General features: G+C 41.5%; 16 protein-coding genes and 2 pseudogenes. 13 read left to right on the top strand and 5 right to left on the bottom strand.

What is annotated here, in order from left to right; genetic code table 11:
- Nucleotides 1–58 precede the first annotated feature (58 nt).
- From DW862_RS18680 to DW862_RS26435, 13 genes and pseudogenes are all read left to right on the top strand, one after another.
- Nucleotides 59–658: an RNA polymerase sigma factor gene (locus DW862_RS18680; protein WP_133304332.1), complete on the top strand. Its 600-nt coding sequence runs from the start codon at nucleotides 59–61 to the stop codon at nucleotides 656–658.
- Complete coding sequence (locus tag DW862_RS18675) at nucleotides 636–1,295, top strand: hypothetical protein (protein ID WP_120069852.1); 660 nt, start codon at nucleotides 636–638, stop codon at nucleotides 1,293–1,295. The genes DW862_RS18680 and DW862_RS18675 overlap by 23 nt, the downstream gene beginning before the upstream one ends.
- Nucleotides 1,296–1,306: 11 nt before the next feature.
- A complete protein-coding gene (locus DW862_RS18670) occupies nucleotides 1,307–4,198 on the top strand; it encodes a CHAT domain-containing protein (RefSeq protein WP_120069849.1) in 2,892 nt (963 codons plus the stop codon).
- A gap of 94 nt (nucleotides 4,199–4,292) precedes the next feature.
- On the top strand, nucleotides 4,293–4,895 hold the full coding sequence (locus DW862_RS18665) for a sigma-70 family RNA polymerase sigma factor (RefSeq protein WP_120069846.1): 603 nt from the start codon (nucleotides 4,293–4,295) through the stop codon (nucleotides 4,893–4,895).
- A 2-nt stretch (nucleotides 4,896–4,897) separates the two neighbouring features.
- Nucleotides 4,898–5,275 carry a hypothetical protein gene (locus DW862_RS18660; protein ID WP_008023088.1) on the top strand — a complete coding sequence of 126 codons (378 nt, stop codon included), beginning with the start codon at nucleotides 4,898–4,900 and terminating at the stop codon, nucleotides 5,273–5,275.
- Nucleotides 5,276–5,290: 15 nt separating this feature from the next.
- Entirely contained in the window at nucleotides 5,291–5,881 is a 591-nt protein-coding gene (locus tag DW862_RS18655) for a hypothetical protein (RefSeq protein WP_008023086.1), read from the top strand.
- 23 nt (nucleotides 5,882–5,904) lie between these two features.
- Nucleotides 5,905–6,537, top strand: a complete 633-nt coding sequence (locus tag DW862_RS18650) for a VWA domain-containing protein (protein ID WP_120069843.1) — start codon at nucleotides 5,905–5,907, stop codon at nucleotides 6,535–6,537.
- 12 nt (nucleotides 6,538–6,549) lie between these two features.
- The gene (locus tag DW862_RS18645) at nucleotides 6,550–7,572 is read left to right on the top strand and encodes a WG repeat-containing protein (RefSeq protein ID WP_117683429.1); all 1,023 of its coding nucleotides are present in this window, start codon (nucleotides 6,550–6,552) and stop codon (nucleotides 7,570–7,572) included.
- A 185-nt stretch (nucleotides 7,573–7,757) separates the two neighbouring features.
- On the top strand, nucleotides 7,758–8,441 hold the full coding sequence (locus tag DW862_RS18640; protein WP_008023080.1) for an energy transducer TonB: 684 nt from the start codon (nucleotides 7,758–7,760) through the stop codon (nucleotides 8,439–8,441).
- 105 nt (nucleotides 8,442–8,546) lie between these two features.
- Nucleotides 8,547–9,170, top strand: coding sequence for a hypothetical protein (locus tag DW862_RS18635; protein WP_049701247.1), 624 nt, complete (start codon nucleotides 8,547–8,549; stop codon nucleotides 9,168–9,170).
- Between the two features lie 44 nt (nucleotides 9,171–9,214).
- Nucleotides 9,215–9,778: a cob(I)yrinic acid a,c-diamide adenosyltransferase gene (locus DW862_RS18630; RefSeq protein WP_004313274.1), complete on the top strand. Its 564-nt coding sequence runs from the start codon at nucleotides 9,215–9,217 to the stop codon at nucleotides 9,776–9,778.
- A 73-nt stretch (nucleotides 9,779–9,851) separates the two neighbouring features.
- On the top strand, nucleotides 9,852–10,073 hold the full coding sequence (locus tag DW862_RS18625; protein WP_002558131.1) for a DUF2795 domain-containing protein: 222 nt from the start codon (nucleotides 9,852–9,854) through the stop codon (nucleotides 10,071–10,073).
- Nucleotides 10,074–10,244: 171 nt separating this feature from the next.
- A pseudogene (locus tag DW862_RS26435) lies at nucleotides 10,245–10,355 on the top strand (IS982 family transposase); the annotation flags it as partial.
- Between the two features lie 222 nt (nucleotides 10,356–10,577).
- Here the strand turns inward: DW862_RS26435 and DW862_RS18615 are convergent.
- The 5 genes and pseudogenes from DW862_RS18615 to DW862_RS18595 form a co-directional block, all read right to left on the bottom strand.
- Nucleotides 10,578–13,424: an alpha-galactosidase gene (locus tag DW862_RS18615; protein ID WP_117683430.1), complete on the bottom strand. Its 2,847-nt coding sequence runs from the start codon at nucleotides 13,422–13,424 to the stop codon at nucleotides 10,578–10,580.
- Nucleotides 13,425–13,480: 56 nt separating this feature from the next.
- Nucleotides 13,481–14,491 (bottom strand): annotated as a pseudogene (locus DW862_RS18610) (glycoside hydrolase family 78); the annotation flags it as partial.
- 19 nt (nucleotides 14,492–14,510) lie between these two features.
- Nucleotides 14,511–15,734 carry a glycoside hydrolase family 99-like domain-containing protein gene (locus DW862_RS18605; RefSeq protein ID WP_004316150.1) on the bottom strand — a complete coding sequence of 408 codons (1,224 nt, stop codon included), beginning with the start codon at nucleotides 15,732–15,734 and terminating at the stop codon, nucleotides 14,511–14,513.
- Nucleotides 15,735–15,966: 232 nt separating this feature from the next.
- A complete protein-coding gene (gene bglX / locus DW862_RS18600; protein WP_118219092.1) occupies nucleotides 15,967–18,246 on the bottom strand; it encodes a beta-glucosidase BglX in 2,280 nt (759 codons plus the stop codon).
- A gap of 16 nt (nucleotides 18,247–18,262) precedes the next feature.
- Nucleotides 18,263–19,063: beta-galactosidase trimerization domain-containing protein (locus tag DW862_RS18595; protein ID WP_243636512.1), on the bottom strand; the 801-nt coding region annotated here is incomplete at its 5' end.

Genomic DNA, 19,063 nt, shown 5'->3' with positions numbered 1-19,063 from the left:
GTGGGGATTTAAATTATATACGGATGAATTTTACATCCTGGAAATTCAAAAAGAAAACATGAAAGTGATTAATCATTTTCATACTTACTGTAGAGATTATTTTCGTAAAACTTATAAGAAGCTGTTTCAGGAAGAAAATCTGGAAGATGATTTTTTTCAGGAGTCATTTGTGAAACTTTGGAAAGAGATCCGGCGTTGTTCTATTTTTGTACAAAATAATCAAATTTACAAGAGAAATGCTGCTGGAGAGATAAATCTGTTAAAATGCAGTTTGCGGACATATCTGATAGATATCACCAAAAATGATTATAACCAATATCTCAGAAAAAAAGAAGTAAGTGCACGGGATATGGAACAGCTTTTGAGTAGTAAGATGAGTGAGGCAGACGTTACTACTCATACGGAAGATTTGAAATCGAAAATTGTTTCAGAATGTGTAATGAACCTGCCCGATTCTTGCTACAAGATTATTTCACTTTTCTATTACGAGCAAAAGAATTACGATGAAATCATGGAGATGTCAGATAATTATACAAGTAAGGATGCATTGAAAACACGGAAATATAAATGTATGGAACAATTGCAAAAGCGTATTGAAGAAAAGTTTAATATGTATAACTTGAAACCTTATCTACATGAAAGAGGAAACTTTAAATAAAATAGATCGCTACCTACGTGGAGAGATGACGGATCGTGAGAAGAATGCCTTTGAGAATATATTGGCAGGAGATGATGCTTTACGCCAGCGTGTAGAATTGATGAAAGATATAATAGATGCAGTTGAAACACGTGCAATGAAAGAGCATTTGGTAGCACTGGATGTAGTACGGTCCAGGCGAAACAAGGTTTACAAGATTGGAAGAATCGTATCTGTTTTGGCTGCTTGTTTAGTATTGGTTGTTTTCTTTTTTCATGTAGGAGATGATCATTTGTCTATCCCTGTGTCTATCCCATCAGACTTGGGGATGTACCAACGGGGGGGAACACATACTCAGAATGTCGTGAAGTTATTGAATGATAGCCAATATGATGAAGCTTTGATTTTAGTAGATTCTTTGAGAATTGTATATAGGAGTGAAGACTCTCTGGTACTAGCTAAAAAGATAAAGACAGAGGAAGATGTTTATGTACATGAATGTGACTCTATTGTTCTTTATCAGTTAGAGTGGTTACGTATTCAATCATTAATCGGGCAAAAAAAATATAATGAAGTCCGTGAATCGTTAGAACAGTATAGATTACAAGAAGGCGATTATCGCGATAAGGCGGATTCATTATGGATGTTGCTTAGATAAAAGATGCTAAGATGAGACGTTGGGTGACTTATATATTATTCATAATGGCGACTGTCGAAGTAAATGCCCGGCAGTATACCGAAACGCAGCCGGACTCGACTTACTACTCACGTGCCTTGGAGCTGATATTAAAGCGTGATTATGAAAAGGCGAGAAGTGTATTGCATCAAGGTTTGACGTTTGCTACAGGCGAGATGCGCATAAAAAGCATACAGAAAATAGGATTGAGCTGGTACTTTGAAGGTTGTGTTCTTAAACTGCAGAATAAGAATAAAGAAGCATACCGATGTTTTATAGAAGCACGTAAATCTTTTCAGGAGATTTCTGATAAGGGAGATGAGATGTCCGTATTAAAGCAAATGGCTGAGATAGAAAAAAGATTCTATTCGGCTGATGAGGCTATGAAAAGGTATAACGAGGTGGTGAACATTGCCCGGCAGATACCTGATACACTTATGTGGACTGATGCCTTGAAAGGACAAAGTGGTGTATTGAAGGAGCTTGGAGAGTGGGAGGAATATCTGCAATTGTCACTTAGGCTAGATTCTTTAATGTCAAATGTTGGCGATGTCAATATTCAGATGGAACTGAATTATGAAAGAGGGGACAATGCACAAAATTTGTGGGGAAATGATGCACTAGCAGAATCATTTTATTTAAAGAATTTAAGTCTGATTCCCAATTTGCAGGAAGAGGTAAGAAATAGCCAGTTATTTATTACCAGTTTACGCTTGTGCGATCTGAAGATAGCACAGAAAAAATATGATGACGCATTAAAATATAACACCTGTTGTTTGTCTTGTTATGCTTCAGAGTTTGGTCTTGCGTCAGCTAATCGTTATTCTCCTTACCGGAACCGTGCATATATTTATCAGAAAATGGGATTAAAGGATAGTGCTTTTTGCTGTATGGATTCCTTATTCCTGAGTCATCAGCTGAAGTCGGTGTCTATGGAAACGGTTGCCGGTCATTATGTACAGAGAGGTTTATTATATGCAAACTTTGATGAATACGGCTTGGCAATAGCTGATTATAAATATGCAGACAGTCTGCTGTCTGTCCGTTATCCGGAAGATAGTAATAGCAGAATGCATATTTTGCTGGCTATGGCCAATTGTTGGTATCATAAAAAAGATTTTGCTGTCGCTAAAAAGAATTATTCCCATTATTCAGTTTTGTGTAAATCTAAATATGGAGATCAGTCTATGGAGTATGCAAATTCACTTTACTATTTAGCCAACATTGAAGGATTCACCAATGAAAAGCAAGTTGGATGCAAAGATTACAGGCAGGCTGCAATTTTATTGAAAGAGCTTATTAAAAAGCAATTAAGATATTTGCCAACGAACGCCAGAACTAAATACTGGAATGATCTTTCTGATATATTATGGAATATGACTGCTTATGCTGTAAAAATAGGAGTAAAGCAGGAGCCTTTTGCCTGCGATGCATATAATGCATTGGTCTTTTCGAAAGGATTGTTATTGGAGTCTGAAAGGTCTATGAGGAATTTACTACGGCAGAGTGGCACGGAAGAAGACTTGGCACTGTATAATAAAATGCTACTGTTACAAAGTCGATTGACCGAAGTAGAGCGAGCTACAGGTAAGGGGACAGAGAATGCCAATGAACTTTATTCTCAGATTGATCAGATTGATAAACAGTTGGCAAGCAAGTGCTCTTTTTATGGAAACTATACTCAGTTCTTGAATACGCAATATAAGGATATAAAAAATGCTTTGAAAGAAGGTGAGGTTGCCATTGACTTTACGGATTTTAAATTAGATTCCGTTCATTGTTATGCAGCTTATGTTTTAAGGAAAGAGTGGGAATATCCCTTATTGGTTCCGCTTTTTAATCAGAATCAATTGGACTCATTATATAACACTGTAAATAATATAACAGACCGTCTTTATCATTTCCCTTATTCTCAATCTTTGTTGAAGCTTTGTTGGGAATCACTGTCTCATTATATTCATCTGGGTGAGACCGTTTATTATGTTCCGGCTGGTACTTTACATCAGCTATCTCTTGAATCTGTAGCTGTTACCTCTGATTCTATATTGGGAGATCAGTATCATTTTATACGATTGTCTTCTACCAGAGAAATCTGCAGGCAAGAATTACAACAAACTGGACATACAAGTGCGGTTTTGTACGGAGGGTTATATTATGATGTCGATTTGTCCGTTATGGATGCGGAAAGTAAGAAATATGATATATCCCGACTTTTTGCATTGCGTGGTGGAGCCATGGTCAGTGATTCTGTTTATCGCTATCTTCCTATGACCCAAGAGGAGGTAAATAGTATTGCTGATTTGCTGGGAGACTGCCGGATAGATGCGACTATTTATACTGGAACTCAGGGTACTGAGGAATCTTTCTTTCATTTGGATGGGCAGGCACCTCAAATTATTCATTTGGCTACACATGGCTTCTACTATACTCCGACGGATGCGGAGAATGTATCAAGGTTGGCAGGATATCAGAATGCAATGTTGTTATCCGGTGTGATCATGTCCGGTGGTAATGCAGGGTGGAAGGGAACCATGCTACCGGAAGGTGTTTTAGATGGCATTATGACGGCAGATGATATTTCCCGTCTGAATTTGAAAGGTGCGGATTTAGTCGTACTATCTGCTTGTGACACAGGATTAGGTAGTATCAATTCTGAAGGAGTTTTTGGCCTACAGCGTGCTTTTAAGAAGGCCGGTGTACAAACTTTAGTGATGAGTTTATGGGGAGTGAGTGATTGGACTACCAAAGAATTTATGGTGCATTTTTACAGAAATCTGACAGAAAACGGCTGGAATAAGAGAAAGGCTTTTGAAGATGCAAAAGCATTCATACGTCAAACTTATCCTGAACCTTTCTACTGGGCAGGCTTTATTATGCTGGACTGACACTAAAAAATAGGAAATAATACATTTTTCTTCCAAAGTAGGGTTACTTTGAAGGACTAAAATACATTAAGTGGTAAATTAAAGGTTTACCATTATGAAATCGTATGCTACTAAAAGCCCTTTATTGAGTGATAATGACTATATCCATGGCCTTAAAAATCTGGATAACAGGGTAACTCATCAATTCTTTTATAAAGAATGCTATTTTTTATTGAATGAAATCAAGTATTCACTTTACAATGGTAAAGTCGGATATGATGAACTTGTGAACGAACTATATCTGGAACTCAATGCTGGAAACAGGAAAAGACTGGATTCTTTTTTAGGAATAAATGATTGTCATCTGAAAACGTGGCTTTCTGTTGTATCATGGCATTTTTTCGTCAAAAAGAAGATGGTGCTGATGGAGAAGGATTCTGAAGAGGAATTGATAAATTCCTGTAGGAATACTTATAATACAGAACTGAACCTTGAAGTAGATATAGATGTGAAACGGGTAATGTCTTTGATGAAAAACAAGCGTTATGCGGATATCCTAAGATTAATGATTATTGAAGGATATACACCTGAGGAGGTTGCCCGAAAATGGAATAAAACGATAGATAATATTTATAATATTAAACATCGGGCTATCAAGGAGTTTTTGAGTATTTACAATGGTAATATAAGTACATATAACCGAATTAAAATGAACTGAACATGGACAATTGGAAGAATATTGGTATTGCCGGAGATCAGGATAATATCTTTTTATCTGCCACTATGACTGGAAATTTGCAACTGATCCGTTTGGAACACATTGGTTATTTTCGCTATAACTCCAAATGTAAGCAATGGGAAGCAGTTTTGTGTGATAAACATTCTCTGATGTTGAAAAGAAATACAAATTCGCAAAAGATACTGAGTTATCATCCTCACTTGGTGCAGGTTAGCCAGTCATTCATCATTAATGTAAGATACCTGATCTTGATTAAGGATAATAATTGCGTGTTTCTTCCACCGTTTGATGAGGTGGATAATTTACAGATAACCAAGCCTTTTATGAGAAAACTGAAAGAAAAATATCCAAGTATTTAATAGCAGGGAGGAATTATGAACAAGGTAATGTATGAGGTATGGGGCGAAGATACTTTTGCCCGGGAAAGTTATTTGGTAGGTACTTTTAAAACTCGGGAAAAAGCCGGTAAAGCGTTGGAAGCTAGTGAGAAATCTGTATTAGATCAGTGTGAAGAGTTGAGAGATACCTATTGGATAGTGGAACTGACTCCTGAACGGGAAAAAGAGAGGAAGGAATGGGAGCGTAATCAGGAAGAACAGCGTAGAAGTAAAAGCGATTTTGATTACTCACATCTTTGTGGACTTATATCCCGGCTGAATAGTAAGCTACTGGAGGTGGTAGTGCAAGATATAAAAGGGACTATAACAGATAAGGAAGTCAAGTTGTTGGAGGAGAATGAAAAAGTAAGTGATTGTTATGACTCTCTTTCATTTCAATACATCAGAGGGGTGAAAGATGACCAGTGCTGTCTGGTATATGTGGAGATCGGGTTTAAAGATGAGGGAAGAATGTCAACAAGTTGCTTTGTTGGGACTCCTAATCAGATAAGGAGACAATTCTCTTTTAAGAGAGGAGAAAAGTTTGTATGTAGGATTATAGATAAAATGATTGTAGATTTTTTTTGATAAACTAAAAATATAAAAACAACATGAGTCAACGAGTTTATAATTTAATTATTTTGGATGAGAGTGGATCAATGAGCAGCATTGAGAAACAAACTATTTCAGGTTTTAATGAAACGATTCAAACGATTTCTGCTGCGCAAAGGAAGCATGAAGGACAACGACATTTTGTTTCATTGGTAGTATTTAATTCAGACAGTATCCGGACTGTGTTTGATAAAGTCAGTGTAGATGTGGTGTCGGAGTTAACGCATGAGACCTATCGTCCGAATTGCTGTACTCCTTTGTATGATGCAATGGGAATGGCATTGACAAAGTTGCGCTATTCTTTATCCGAAACCGATGATTATAAAGTATTGGTTACAATTATAACAGACGGGGAAGAAAATTCCTCTTCGGAATATGATGGAAGGCTGATAAAGAAAATGGTTGAAGAATTGAAGACTAAAGGTTGGGTGTTTACTTATATCGGAGCTAATCAGAATGTAGAAAAGGTGGCTGCAACGATCTCCGTAACAAACGTAATGAGTTTTGAAAGTACTCCATGTGGTACCAATCAAATGTTTGCAAAAGAAAGTGCCAGTCGTATGCGCTTCTTTGATAAACTGGAGAAAAACTGTAATAATTTGGCAGACAATTTTTTTGATGATGAAAAATAGTATAAAGATAAAATGAAAAAGATAACTTTGGGAAAAGCTTTGGGTACAATTGCTGTATTGTGCCTGCTTTGGGTTAGCATTATGTTGACTATTGGTTTTTGTGAACATTATGAGAGTGACGAGCAATTGGCTGATATATACAGTAGCGAGTGTCGTTCTTTTATCAGTGACGAGAAATATAGTATACGCAATATGACTACCGGAAAAACAACGATTGACGGCATCGACTGGCTGTTTGCGGCGGATGCATATACAGATTCGTTGGTTGTTTATTCCAAAAACTTCAAACGTGGATATTTCGACCGTTATACGGGAGCGAATGTGATACCGGCACAATATACACATGCCTGGATCTTCTCCGAAGGCTTGGCAGCTGTAGTACTGAATAATAAGGTTGGATTTATTGATCATCAAGGAAAGACTGTGATTGATTTTCAGTTTCCTTATGCTAAGGATAATAAGAAGCAAGTTGGGCTTGTGTTTCACGATGGGTATAGCAGTATGTATGATGCAACCGGGAAATGTGGCATAATCAATAAAAAGGGAGAATGGGTACTGAAACCATCCTATGAGTATATACAAAATCCGCAATATGGAAAAAGAGTATTCAATGACGGAAAGATGTATGGAGTACTGGATGATTCTTTGCATGTACTTCTTCCTGCAGAATACAGGGATATTGAATTATTAGATGATTATTTAGTGGCAGATAGACCGGATGGAGTTCAGTTACAGATTGCTTATGATGGTAGGATACTAAATAAGAATGTTTATCATGATGTGACTTCACTGGATTATGATACGATGGAAAGGGCAGAAGACGGCGAAGGAACAATCATGAAGCCTACCGGAATTTATAGATATGGTAGTTACAATCTTTACGGGCTGATGGATGAAAAAGGAAAGCCTCTTACTGCTCCCGTCTATCATAACATTACTGTACTTAGCAAAGATTTATTCTTGTGTGCTTTGAAAGACATATATTCAAGGATTATTGTTGACAGGAATGGACAGGTTGTCCGATATGAGGATTAATTCATAAATTTTATCGAAAAGAAGAGAAAAGAATAAAATAAACAAGGGGCGTCGTAACAACCTATCCATAAAAAGACTATATTTATTGCAGCGAGAGAGCACTTTAAGTAATGCTTAAGAGGAAAAACGAAAAGTAGTATATATACTATATATTTTCTATTATTAATTACTTAAACACATTTTTTATGGAAGCCAAGAAATCAAAAAAGGCTGCAATTGAGAATCAACGGGGTTCTTGGTTGTTGATGGGTTTGGTTGTTGCGCTAGCCTTCATGTTCGTTTCGTTCGAATGGACACAACATGATGTCAGAGTTGCAGCACTATCACCAGATGATGAATCCATCTTTGTAACAGAGCTAGTTCCGATCACATTCCCTGAAGAGAAACTGGAACCGCCTCCTCCTCCCGAAACTAAGGTAACAGAATTGTTCGAAATAGTGGAAAACAATATGGAGGTGACGGATAACGTTTCTACAGTGTCAGAGGATATGAATGCAGTTCATGACGTTATTTGGATACCACCAGTGGTAGAAACAGAAACGGTAGTTGAAGACATTATTCACGTAAGTGTTGAAGTCATGCCGGAGTTTCCTGGAGGTACAGCTGCTTTAATGAAATATTTAGGTAGCAATATCAAATATCCGACGATTTCGCAAGAAACTGGCTCACAAGGAAAAGTCATTGTTCAGTTTGTAGTAGATAGAGACGGAACGATTTCTAATCCTGAAGTGGTGCGAGGGGTTGATCCTTATTTGGATAAAGAAGCTATCCGCGTGATAAGTTCTATGCCGAAATGGACTCCCGGAGTGCAAAATGGTAAGAAAGTTCGAGTGAAATATACTGTGCCTGTGTCATTCAGACTGCAGTAGTAACTTGGAATAAATGAATAAGGGTTGGTTCCTGCAAAGAACCAACCCTTTTTCAATAAAAAAATATATCTTTGTCGGGAGAATAAAAATACGAATGATTGTTTTATGAATCTTCTACTCTGTATAAAAAGACCTTTTATCTGGCTTTCCCGCTTTCGTCATCGTTGCGGATATGGTGTCCATTCCCCATTTGCTTTCAGTCTCATTACCGATGTAATTTATGAGAAGATGCCTTACTATGCTTATTCTTCTTTGAAAGAAGAACAAAAAAAGATGGTAAGAGAGCGTGGGTGGACCAAAGGTTCTCAAAAGGTAAACCGTTTTTTGTTCCGGTTGGTAAATAGAGTACAGCCTGATACGATTATTGAGGTTGGGCGTCCTTCCTCGACAGCCTTGTACTTACAGTCTGCTAAACCATCGGCTTCTTATCTCTTTGCTTCCGACTTGTCGGAATTGTTTCTGGATGCGGATACTTCAGTCGATTTTCTGTATCTGAACGATTACCAAAATCCGGACTTATTGGAAGAAGTATTTCGGGTTTGCGTACACCGTACTACTCCTAAAAGTGTATTTGTAGTCCATGGAATCTGCTATTCCAAAGAGATGAAAGCGCTTTGGAAAAAGTGGCAGGCTGACGAAAGGGTAGGAATAACTTTCGACCTATATGACGTCGGTTTACTATTTTTTGATAAAACGAAGATAAAACAGCAGTATATCATCAACTTCTAAGAACCTTTGTACGTTTACCATCTATAATAGTAAAAAAGAAAGTTATGAAAAAGAGCCTTGTATATACAAAGACCGGAGACAAAGGAACTACCAGTCTTGTCGGCGGAAGTCGCGTTCCAAAAACTCATATCCGCCTGGAAGCTTACGGAACGGTGGATGAATTAAATTCTCACCTGGGATGGCTGCACACTTATCTGCAGGAGGAGTCCGACCGGGATTTTATCTTGAGTATTCAACATAAGTTATTCGCCATCGGTTCACACCTGGCCACCGACCAGGAGAAAACACAACTGAAACCCGCCAGCATCATTACCCCCGAACATGTGGAAAGTATTGAGCGGGAGATTGATAAGCTGGACGAGCAATTACCCGAACTTTGCGCTTTCATCATTCCCGGCGGAAGTCGTGGAGCAGCCGTTTGCCATGTTTGCCGTACGATTTGTCGGAGAGCTGAAAGACGCATTCTGGCTTTGTCCGAAACTTGTACAATTTCTCCTGAAGTATTAGCTTTTGTCAACAGATTATCAGATTATTTGTTTGTATTATCCCGAAAAATTAATTTTGATGAACAAAATAATGAAATATTTTGGGATAATAGTTGGAAATGATAGATTTTATTATACTTTTGCCGAAAAATAGAAAAAGAGACAAATTTAGTATTCATTTTAAATACTCAAGATTATGTATTGGACATTGGAACTAGCATCAAAACTTGAAGATGCTCCCTGGCCGGCAACCAAGGATGAATTGATTGATTATGCCATGCGTTCGGGTGCTCCTCTTGAAGTTATTGAGAACCTCCAAGAGATGGAAGATGAGGGCGAAATCTATGAGAGTATCGAAGATATTTGGCCGGATTATCCTAGTAAGGAGGATTTCTTCTTCAACGAGGAGGAGTACTAACATCCACAGATAAGCTAAATAGTTAAATATCAGTGCGATAAACAATAGAAATTTGTTTGTCGCACTGGTGTTTTATACTCTTTGATGGTGTAGTTTATTTGTCTAAAGTTCCATATCTTTGTTTCTCCTCAAGAATATTGGTAAAAGGAATTCTAAGACTTGGTAAGTCTTTTCTCCTTTTTTATTGCAAATTCCTTGTCGGCTATCGCTGCATACTGTTTCTTTGAAAGGAAACCCGCCATTGATGTGAGGTTTATCAATGACGGGCAACTGACTATTTTTTCCACATTTCAGGTATTCCTTCATAAGTCACATATACTCCTTTTTCCATGGGGAGAGGAGCGAGTTTTTCCAGAACGTTTTTCCATGACTCTTCTGGAGGTAAGCCAAGGCGTTCTCTCCATTTTGGGTTTAAACTGAAATTCTTTATTCATACAACTGTAGTTTCTCATTAATTGGAAACTATACAGTTGTAAATAATGGAAGAATGAAGCACCGGGGGCATTAGAGAACCCTATATATTGCTTCCGCTATCTTCTTCATGCCTTCGTCGTCGGGATGTGCGATGATGAAATCCTTGGTTACAGTATATGGCTTTCCGTGTATGTCATAAAGAGTGTCTCCGACTTTCGGACGTGAATCATACAAGCGGTCTATCCAGTCAATCGGAATGAAAGTGAGTCCATGCATATGCGCAGCGTTGATGATGGCACGTTCTTTTTCCTCATCCTTCCAGAAACAACCGGTGATGACTACTTTGTCTGCTTTCCGCTTGCAATATTCCACCAATCGGAGGATACCTGATTTGAATGCTTCCTTATCTTGTACGTTTTCTCCCAAGCGGATAACAATCACATCCTTGTCCGTAACATGAGTGCCAATCAGCGAGTCGATATTGCAATTCAGGTTACGTTCCCAATAAGCGATGTTCAGCGGGGTAACCACTGTGCCGGGACGGTTTTGCGAGAGCATCTTCTCCAATTGATGGCAATAGTCGTTTTCTTCTTTGGATGCTGCCATGCCCCATTCGGAGAACCATTCGATGTCCGCTTTATATTCGTGGCGGGTGATAGAGTTGCCTAAGCAAAGAACACGTAACGGAGGGCGTTGTTCTATCCGGTTGTCGGAAAATGAGGGAGTTACTTCTTCCAGATAAAGCACGCGGCTGGCATATTCGTTTTGTTTCGAAGATTCCACTCTGTGGGTAGAGGGAATTTCCAGTCCGTTGTCATTCAGATATGCACCGCTGAAACTTTTACCTTCAAATTTCAAAGGTTCAGTGTCGATGCGGTTCAGCTCATGCACCTTATAATATTTGTCCGGATCAAGCCCTGCCATCTTCACCCGTGGCAAGTGCTGGTTGCAGAAATGTTCCGTTTTCCACCAGTAGAATACGGCTTTGTCCTTTTCCGGCGATACATACATCAGCGAAGCTGCGCCCTGTTTGTCATACGGAGAAAGTAAACGGTAAATATCTCCGAACTGTACGACGGGACGTATCGTTTTGTATTCGGTAATGGCGTTTCTGCACAATGCCTTTTCCGCTTCCGTCATATCCTTGGGCTGTATTTCCATACCTAAGCGCCCGCTCATCGCTACATCAATACGGAACTTCAATGGAACGGAACGCGATGTCTGATGGTTAGGGCTTGCGCTGATATGCGCCCCCATGCCGATGGCGGGGAAGAAATAGGAAGTTCCCCATTGGATGTAGATACGCTGAAGTGCATCCGTATTGTCGCTTGTCCAGAATTCGTCGAAGTAGGGAAGTACGCCGTAGTTGACACGTCCGCCGCCGCTGGCGCAAGCTTGTATCGTCAGTTGCGGATAGCTGGCGCGAATGCGTCGGCACACGTTCTCAAAACCCCGGTGGTATTCGATGTTCAGGTGGCTTTGATTGTCTTTGGTCAGGTATTGCGAACCTTGGGTGATGATGGACATATTGGCGTCCCACTTGATATAATCAATGTCGGGATAGGAATTCATCAGTTCGTCCACCGTCTGTACGATAAAATCCTGCACTTGCGGGTTGGAGAGGTCGAGCACGACTTGTGTGCCGCCGCGGGCGCATACCACTTCCCGTTCGGGTGCCTTGATAATCCATTCGGGGTGCTTTTCGTACAGTTCGCTTTTGGTATTAGCCATTTCCGGTTCCAGCCAGATGCCGAACCGTATGCCGTGTTTCCGGGCGTTGTCAAGTAATGATTGCAGTCCGCCGGGGAGTTTGGTCTTGTCTACGGTCCAGTCGCCTAAGGCATAAGAGTCGTTTTTGCGTGGATATTTGTCGCCGAACCAACCGTCGTCCATTACAAACAGTTCGCCTCCCATGGCAGCGATGTCACCCATCATCTGGTCCATGCCCTGTTCGTTGATGTCGAAATAGACGCCTTCCCAACTGTTCAGCAGAATTTTGCGGGGAGTGTTCCCGTTGGCGAGTTTATGCAGGCGTGCCCATTGGTGGAATTTCCGGCTGCATCCGCTCATCCCTTCATCGCTGTAGGTTAGTGCCAATGCGGGGGTGCGGAACACTTCTTCTTTTTTCAGGTTGTACCAGGAGTTTTCTTCGTTGATGCCGGCGAGGAAATGGTGCCAGTCGTCTTCTTGCGTGTCAATACGCAGTTTGTAGTTGCCGCTGTAGCAAAGCGCTGCGCCGATGACGCGTCCCGTGTTCTCCTGCGGTTTGCCGTCGAGCGAGAACATCACTTCTGCATGTGCCGATTGGGAGTTGCGTACCCCGTCCGTGTTTTTGATGACTTTCATACCCGGTTGCAACGCTTCCTGGCAGAGTTGTCCTTCGTTTGCCCAGGCACCGGAAAGATGTGACAGCCAGACATTGCCGCGGCGGACAGGCAAGTAGGCAGAAGCAAACTGCTGAAGTTGGACAGGCTTCTTCTCTTCGTGACGGATTTCAGTCCATGTCTCGATGACATCCGCATCCTGCCATGCTTTGTAGCAGATGTTGACGAAGAAAGGATACACTTTGTCTTTCAGTTCTATCACCGTCAAAGTGGCATTTTCTTTTGTAAGGCGTGTTTCTTTTACGCCTATGACTGCCATTTGAAGTGTCAGGTTGCCGTCGGCATGGCGGACAGACAATGCCGTTTCGCATGGATACCCCATTCCATAGACGGGATAAGCATTTCTTCTGCATGCTGTTTCACAAATGCTTCGGATATCCGCATCGGAGGTGCGTGAGCCGTAATACAGTTGTTCCGGTGTACCGCCGTTTGGTACCGAGAGGAGCAACTGTGTCTGGGGAGTAGATATGGTGACATTCTGCGCTGACAGAAGTGTAGACAACAGCCAGACGGAAATTAGGAAAAACAGATTTCTTTTGTTAATAATTATCATAATAGCAAATTACGTGTTTTCTATGTTTACTAATGGAAACTTTTTGTATAAAGTGGATTCTCACATGAAGGCCAATCAAGAAAGCGACCTTCATTATCATTGAATTTTTCAAGTCCGTCTTCTCCAATTCTCGTCATTATAAGTTGCAACAAGTCACATAGATGGCCTTTTTGTTCTTTCAAATAATCCAAGTTGCCTTGATAAAGATACCAGTCTCTCTGAATCAATATCCACCAAAGAGAATACGTACACATTGTCATCCATTGGGGAAGTGGTGTAGAGTCACGGATCAAGTCGAGGCTTTTGGGGATCACTTCATTATACCCAAAAACCGTATTGACTGTCATCACTTCGGGATGCAAGTCTCTAATCCAAACCAAGCGGTCACGTTTTATCCCATCCCAGATATAATCTTGCATATTCAAATGCACCGTATAAGCTCCAGTTTGCCATATCTGATTCAAGCGTTCGTCATTACATCGGAACGAACCTTTGTAAGGGATATCTTGAAAAATAGAAATAGCCCGTATCTCTTTGAGGTGCAATTCTGCAGAATCGTCCAAAAGGTCAATCCGGGCAAACCGGAAACCGGAATTCCCGACTTCCAAGACCCCAAGCCAAGGTACACTAATAACAAAATCACGCATAGCATGATCGTTTGTCGCTCCATTCACTTCGTCTATGTCACACATAGCTTCGCTTACCGACTCTCCTAAGCGAACACGAATAGTAACAGGAGCATGTGAGGCTGGCATACCGGTGACAATTTGTAAGCCGCCTTGCAATTCCTTTCCGAAATCGAAAAGAATAGCAGGATGTTGCTGCCCGGTACTCGAAAGTTTACAGAGTTCATTATTCACAAGATTTGCTTGTCCATGCCCTGATCGGAGTAAATATTCTGCTCCTTGTATTAGTTGACTCTCCTGTTGCCAAACAATGCGTATCGGAGAAAGATACTCCCGTACACGGCTATCACGTTGTTGAGCAAATGATGTGACAACATGGAATAGAAAAATAGGAATGAGTACTATTATCTGACATTTTTTATACAGCATCAATTTTTCCATTATTTAGTAATTCGCATTTTTAGGGCTTGTAATCATATTCACCATTCATTACCCGTTTTACGGCATTCAAGTAACCATAACCATGCTTCATATCGGGCAAGAGATAACTTCCTTCCACCCATTCGTTCCACGAGTTGATTGTAATCAGTTTGGGGCGGTCGGGGCGTTGGTCTACATATTCTTTCGTCTTCTGCAAGAAAGCTGCAAAACTTTCTGGCGAGTCATTGTAATGAACCACTTCTTTGGCTGTTTTATTCGGGAAACGCGGGGTGTCATCCCATCCTATTGATGCATTTGGGAAGAATGGCACACCCAATGAATCCAGTTTCGCTGTCCATTGATCGCGACGTTGCATGGCTTTTGTACCCCATGCCAGATAATCTTCTTCGTATGGCCATCCCCAATTGTATTTTGTCACACTGTTTACTTCTGCCTTTACAACAAGTTCTATAAACTTGTCGGTGGGAGACCCGTCACCGATGAGTTGCAAGTGCAAATCAGGGAATCCTGCCTTTTTCACTTCGCTACGGAAATAATCCATAGCCTTCTTCACACCGTCTGCATTACCGAAACTTTCCAACAGTTCATGAAAACCAAATATGGAAAATACCGGACAATTGTCTATCTTGTAATAGTTGGGCTTGTGAAAGTATTGGCGTATCACTCGTTCTACAATGATTTTAAAGTTGGCCCAGTCTACCACACCGGTCCACAGACGCGAGTTGTTGTCCTTGTAACGGTGTACATTCCAATAGTTGTGTGCCACGTTATGGTTGGCCCACATCAGGTAAAACTTCATTTTTTTATTATTCTTGGCTTTCAGAAATCCATTGTTTACGGTGCTTTCTAAAAAAGGCTGTCCGTTGAACCAGTACCAATCGAAGATAAACGTATTGATGCCGTGAGCGGTTGCCACGTCAATCCATTTCTCCATCACCTGCGTGTCATCGTCCATTTCGTATCCCCACAAAGGAACCTTTGGCTGATAGTGTCCTTCGAAACGGGGATTACCTTTTTTGATAATTTCCCATTCGCCTGTACCTTCACTCCACAGTGTGTCGCGTCCCATCGGATCATTGTGACACGACGGCCAAATATAAGCTGCCACATCATATTCATCTTGTTCTTTCAACTGTCCGCTTCTTTGGGGTGTAGAGACACAGGAGCAGATTGTTGTGATAGCAACCATTAAAAGAAGAGTAAGTAAACTCCATAAATAAGTCAGTGTTCTTAAATAATGCATATCTTTTTTTATTTTAAATAGTGAATAATTTAATCTGTTCATTAAAGTAGAAGGTACACCTTGATTTCATTTAAAGGTAACGTCGCGCTGATTTCTTCCGAGTTGCAGAACTTTCCTCATAACAAAATCATAGTGTCGGCAACAATATCTTCGGCTTGTACTATGTCATGAGTGCAAGCTCGTGCGATTATAATAAGTACTCCCTACAATACAACTTTTATCAGGTGTTACTTTATTCTGCTTGGAAACTTTTAGTTTGTACATCACGGGAGTTCGGCCCTACCATAACATCAAATTCTCCGGGTTCGTAAACATAGTGTAATTCGGAATTATAGAATTTCAAGTCATCTTTCGTAATAACAAACTTAACATCACGACTTTCCCCGCTTTTCAGGAAAATGCGTTCAAAACCTTTCAACTCTTTCATTGGACGGGCGACCTCCGCGTAAATATCACGAAGGTACAGTTGTACCGTTTCATAACCATCATAGTTCCCCTTGTTTGTTACAGTGACAGACACAGTCAACTCACCATTTTTAGGCAAGGTTTCCGAGCTAATCTGCAACTCACCATAAACAAAGTCCGTATAACTCAAACCATATCCGAACGGATACAGAGGCTCATTGCTCTCATCCAGATAATTGCTGGCATAGCGGTTGAATATATGACTGTCGGGATCAGGACGACCCGTATTCAAATGATTGTAGAATAACGGCAGCTGTCCCACCGAACGCGGGAAGGTAGTTGTCAGTTTGCCACTTGGAGTGATCTTGCCAAACAATACATCGGCAACCGCGTCCCCTGTTTCGCTACCGCCAAACCAGACATTCAATATGGAATGAACATTCGCATCCTCCCAGTTTAAGACTAAAGGACGTCCCGTGAACAGAAGAAGTACGACAGGTTTGCCCGTCTTCACTAAAGCCTTCAATAAATCCTGTTGTGCATCGGGTATCTCAAGACTGGTGCGTGAAGCCGATTCACCGCTCATTTCCGCACATTCACCCAAAGCGGCAACAATGATGTCTGAACGGGAAGCCATGCGTAAAGCCTCGTCCAACAGTTCCCGGTTGTCTCCACGTTCCAGCGGGCGAATGCCCGTAGCTGCTTTTTCTGTTTCCGCATCATAATATATGTTGCTGCCTTTCGCATATAGAATTTCAGCCTTGTCACCCGCTGCCGCACGAATTCCTTCCAACAATGTTCTGTGACGAGACGGCGTACATGTCATGCTCCACATACCGCACATATTATTACGTGCGTCTGCCATTGGACCGATCAGGGCAATCCTGCCTTTTTGTTCAAGTGGAAGCAGGTTGTTGTCATTCTTCAACAGAACAAATGTTTCAGCTGCAATCGCACGTGCAGCAGAACGGTGTTCAGGCGTATAAAGTTTCTCTTTGGCACGCAGGGCATCGCAATATTTATACGGATTGGAGAACAGTCCCAGTTTATATTTGGCTTCCAATACACGGCGACAAGCCATATTAATCTGCTCTTCCGTTACCTTCGCTTCTTTCAGGGATTCCTCCAATGTATTGAGGAACCCGCATGAAACCATATCCATATCCGTTCCTGCCTGTAAAGCGCGAATGGATGCTTCCTTCAGAGGGGCGACACCATGGGAGGACATTTCGGCTATCGAATTGTAATCTGTTACCAATAGTCCTCCGAAGCCCCATTCATTCCGGAGCAGGTCGGTCAGTAACCATTTGTTGGCTGTGGCTGGAATACCGTCAACGATATTAAACGAGCTCATGATGCTGCCTACACCAGCGTCAACGGCAGCTTTATAAGGAGCCAGATATTCGTTATACATACGTAGTCGGCTCATATCCACTGTATTGTAATCGCGTCCCGATTCGGACGCCCCATAAAGTGCGAAATGTTTCACGCAGGCAAGTATTTCATCGTTGCCTTGCATATTGTTTCCCTGATAACCACGCACATACGCTTTTGCCATTAAAGAACCCAGGTAAGGATCTTCTCCGTTCCCTTCTGCGATACGTCCCCAACGGGCATCACGACAAATATCGACCATCGGGCTGAATGTCCAGTTAATACCGTCTGCGCTGGCCTCAATGGCGGAGATGCGTGCCATACGTTCGACGGCCAGCGTATCCCAACTACAGGACAGTGCCAATGGGATTGGAAAAATAGTTTCGTAACCGTGGATAACGTCTGCACCTACAAGTAGAGGTATTTTCAACCGGCTTTCTTCTACCGCAAGGTGTTGCAGGGCATTAATTTTCTGGATCCCCTTGACATTGAAGAAGCCGCCTATTTCCTGTTTGCGAATCATATCGCTAAGTTCACCGTTTATCACCGAACCTGTCACGAGATCACCGCCCGAAGGCAGGTTTAATTGTCCGAGTTTCTCACGGAGAGTCATCCGGTCCATTAAGTCGGTAATGAAACGGTCCATTTCCCTATCTTTCCCTCCCCCGGATGGTGAGCAGGCAAAGAGAGTAAGCCCGCAAAGGGCGCAAGATATAAGATTTCTTATCTTCATTTTTCTTGTTATTGGGTTATTTATACTTGTTGTCCGATTTTTCTTTCCACACCACTACTCCCGCAGGTTCAAGGCGTGCACTGCCAATCAGTACTTCTGCCTCATCGGGAATGACTATTTCCTGAATGTCCGACGTATAATTCAAGGCGATGTAAAAACCGTCACGCCATTCCTTCACCACTCCGTACAGTAAATCTTCAGTTGGTACGCCGGCTTCCGTATATACACGACGTACTACTTCTTTCTCCAATTTGCCGTCATCGGTATCCGTTCCGATATAGGTGACCGTTCCTTTACCCAGCCTACGGTGTATCACGGAAGCAGCTCCCTTATAAAACTGGTCTGTATAGACAGCCCACACATCTGTTCCGGCAGCCGGGGTTAGTACGTCCGCCCAATTGTTCCAGGCGTATTCCTCACTGCCGAAATCTACTTTTCCGTAGAGACTGTGAGGCAGATGGTCATAGTACAAGCTGTTTATTCCGGCCAGTTGATGAATAGGAGCCGCTAAAGGAGCCTCCCACAATTTGGCGTCACGGTCTTTCTGACCGGTACGGCAGGTCAGAATCAGATGTCCCCCATTCTTCACGTATTCAGTCCAACGTTTTACCAAATTGTTATCAAGCAACTGATAAGCCGGCGCAATCAGGAAGGGATAATCTGAAAAATCCTCCTTCTCCGAGATCACATCGACGGGAGCGGCGAAGGACTTTAGCAGGTTGTAATACTTATGTATGTGTGGCATCGTCCGCCACTGGTCTGTCTGACGCTGGAACTCCATTTCCCAATAGTTGTTCATATCGAAAAGCAGTCCAAT

It is taken from the genome of Bacteroides sp. AM37-9, from assembly GCF_003603455.1.
In the GTDB taxonomy this organism is placed as follows: domain Bacteria; phylum Bacteroidota; class Bacteroidia; order Bacteroidales; family Bacteroidaceae; genus Bacteroides; species Bacteroides xylanisolvens.
Note: the sequence above shows the minus strand (reverse complement) of the source record. Positions and strands in the feature narration are given on the sequence as shown.

Bases quoted from the DNA above. Each gene is read 5' to 3' on its own strand.
- DW862_RS18680 (WP_133304332.1), top strand. From the start codon at position 59: ATGAAAGTGATTAATCATTTTCATACTTACTGTAGAGATTATTTTCGT.
- DW862_RS18675 (WP_120069852.1), top strand. From the start codon at position 636: ATGAAAGAGGAAACTTTAAATAAAATAGATCGCTACCTACGTGGAGAG.
- DW862_RS18670 (WP_120069849.1), top strand. From the start codon at position 1,307: ATGAGACGTTGGGTGACTTATATATTATTCATAATGGCGACTGTCGAA.
- DW862_RS18665 (WP_120069846.1), top strand. From the start codon at position 4,293: ATGAAATCGTATGCTACTAAAAGCCCTTTATTGAGTGATAATGACTAT.
- DW862_RS18660 (WP_008023088.1), top strand. From the start codon at position 4,898: ATGGACAATTGGAAGAATATTGGTATTGCCGGAGATCAGGATAATATC.
- DW862_RS18655 (WP_008023086.1), top strand. From the start codon at position 5,291: ATGAACAAGGTAATGTATGAGGTATGGGGCGAAGATACTTTTGCCCGG.
- DW862_RS18650 (WP_120069843.1), top strand. From the start codon at position 5,905: ATGAGTCAACGAGTTTATAATTTAATTATTTTGGATGAGAGTGGATCA.
- DW862_RS18645 (WP_117683429.1), top strand. From the start codon at position 6,550: ATGAAAAAGATAACTTTGGGAAAAGCTTTGGGTACAATTGCTGTATTG.
- DW862_RS18640 (WP_008023080.1), top strand. From the start codon at position 7,758: ATGGAAGCCAAGAAATCAAAAAAGGCTGCAATTGAGAATCAACGGGGT.
- DW862_RS18635 (WP_049701247.1), top strand. From the start codon at position 8,547: ATGAATCTTCTACTCTGTATAAAAAGACCTTTTATCTGGCTTTCCCGC.
- DW862_RS18630 (WP_004313274.1), top strand. From the start codon at position 9,215: ATGAAAAAGAGCCTTGTATATACAAAGACCGGAGACAAAGGAACTACC.
- DW862_RS18625 (WP_002558131.1), top strand. From the start codon at position 9,852: ATGTATTGGACATTGGAACTAGCATCAAAACTTGAAGATGCTCCCTGG.
- DW862_RS18615 (WP_117683430.1), bottom strand. From the start codon at position 13,424: ATGATAATTATTAACAAAAGAAATCTGTTTTTCCTAATTTCCGTCTGG.
- DW862_RS18605 (WP_004316150.1), bottom strand. From the start codon at position 15,734: ATGCATTATTTAAGAACACTGACTTATTTATGGAGTTTACTTACTCTT.
- bglX (WP_118219092.1), bottom strand. From the start codon at position 18,246: ATGAAGATAAGAAATCTTATATCTTGCGCCCTTTGCGGGCTTACTCTC.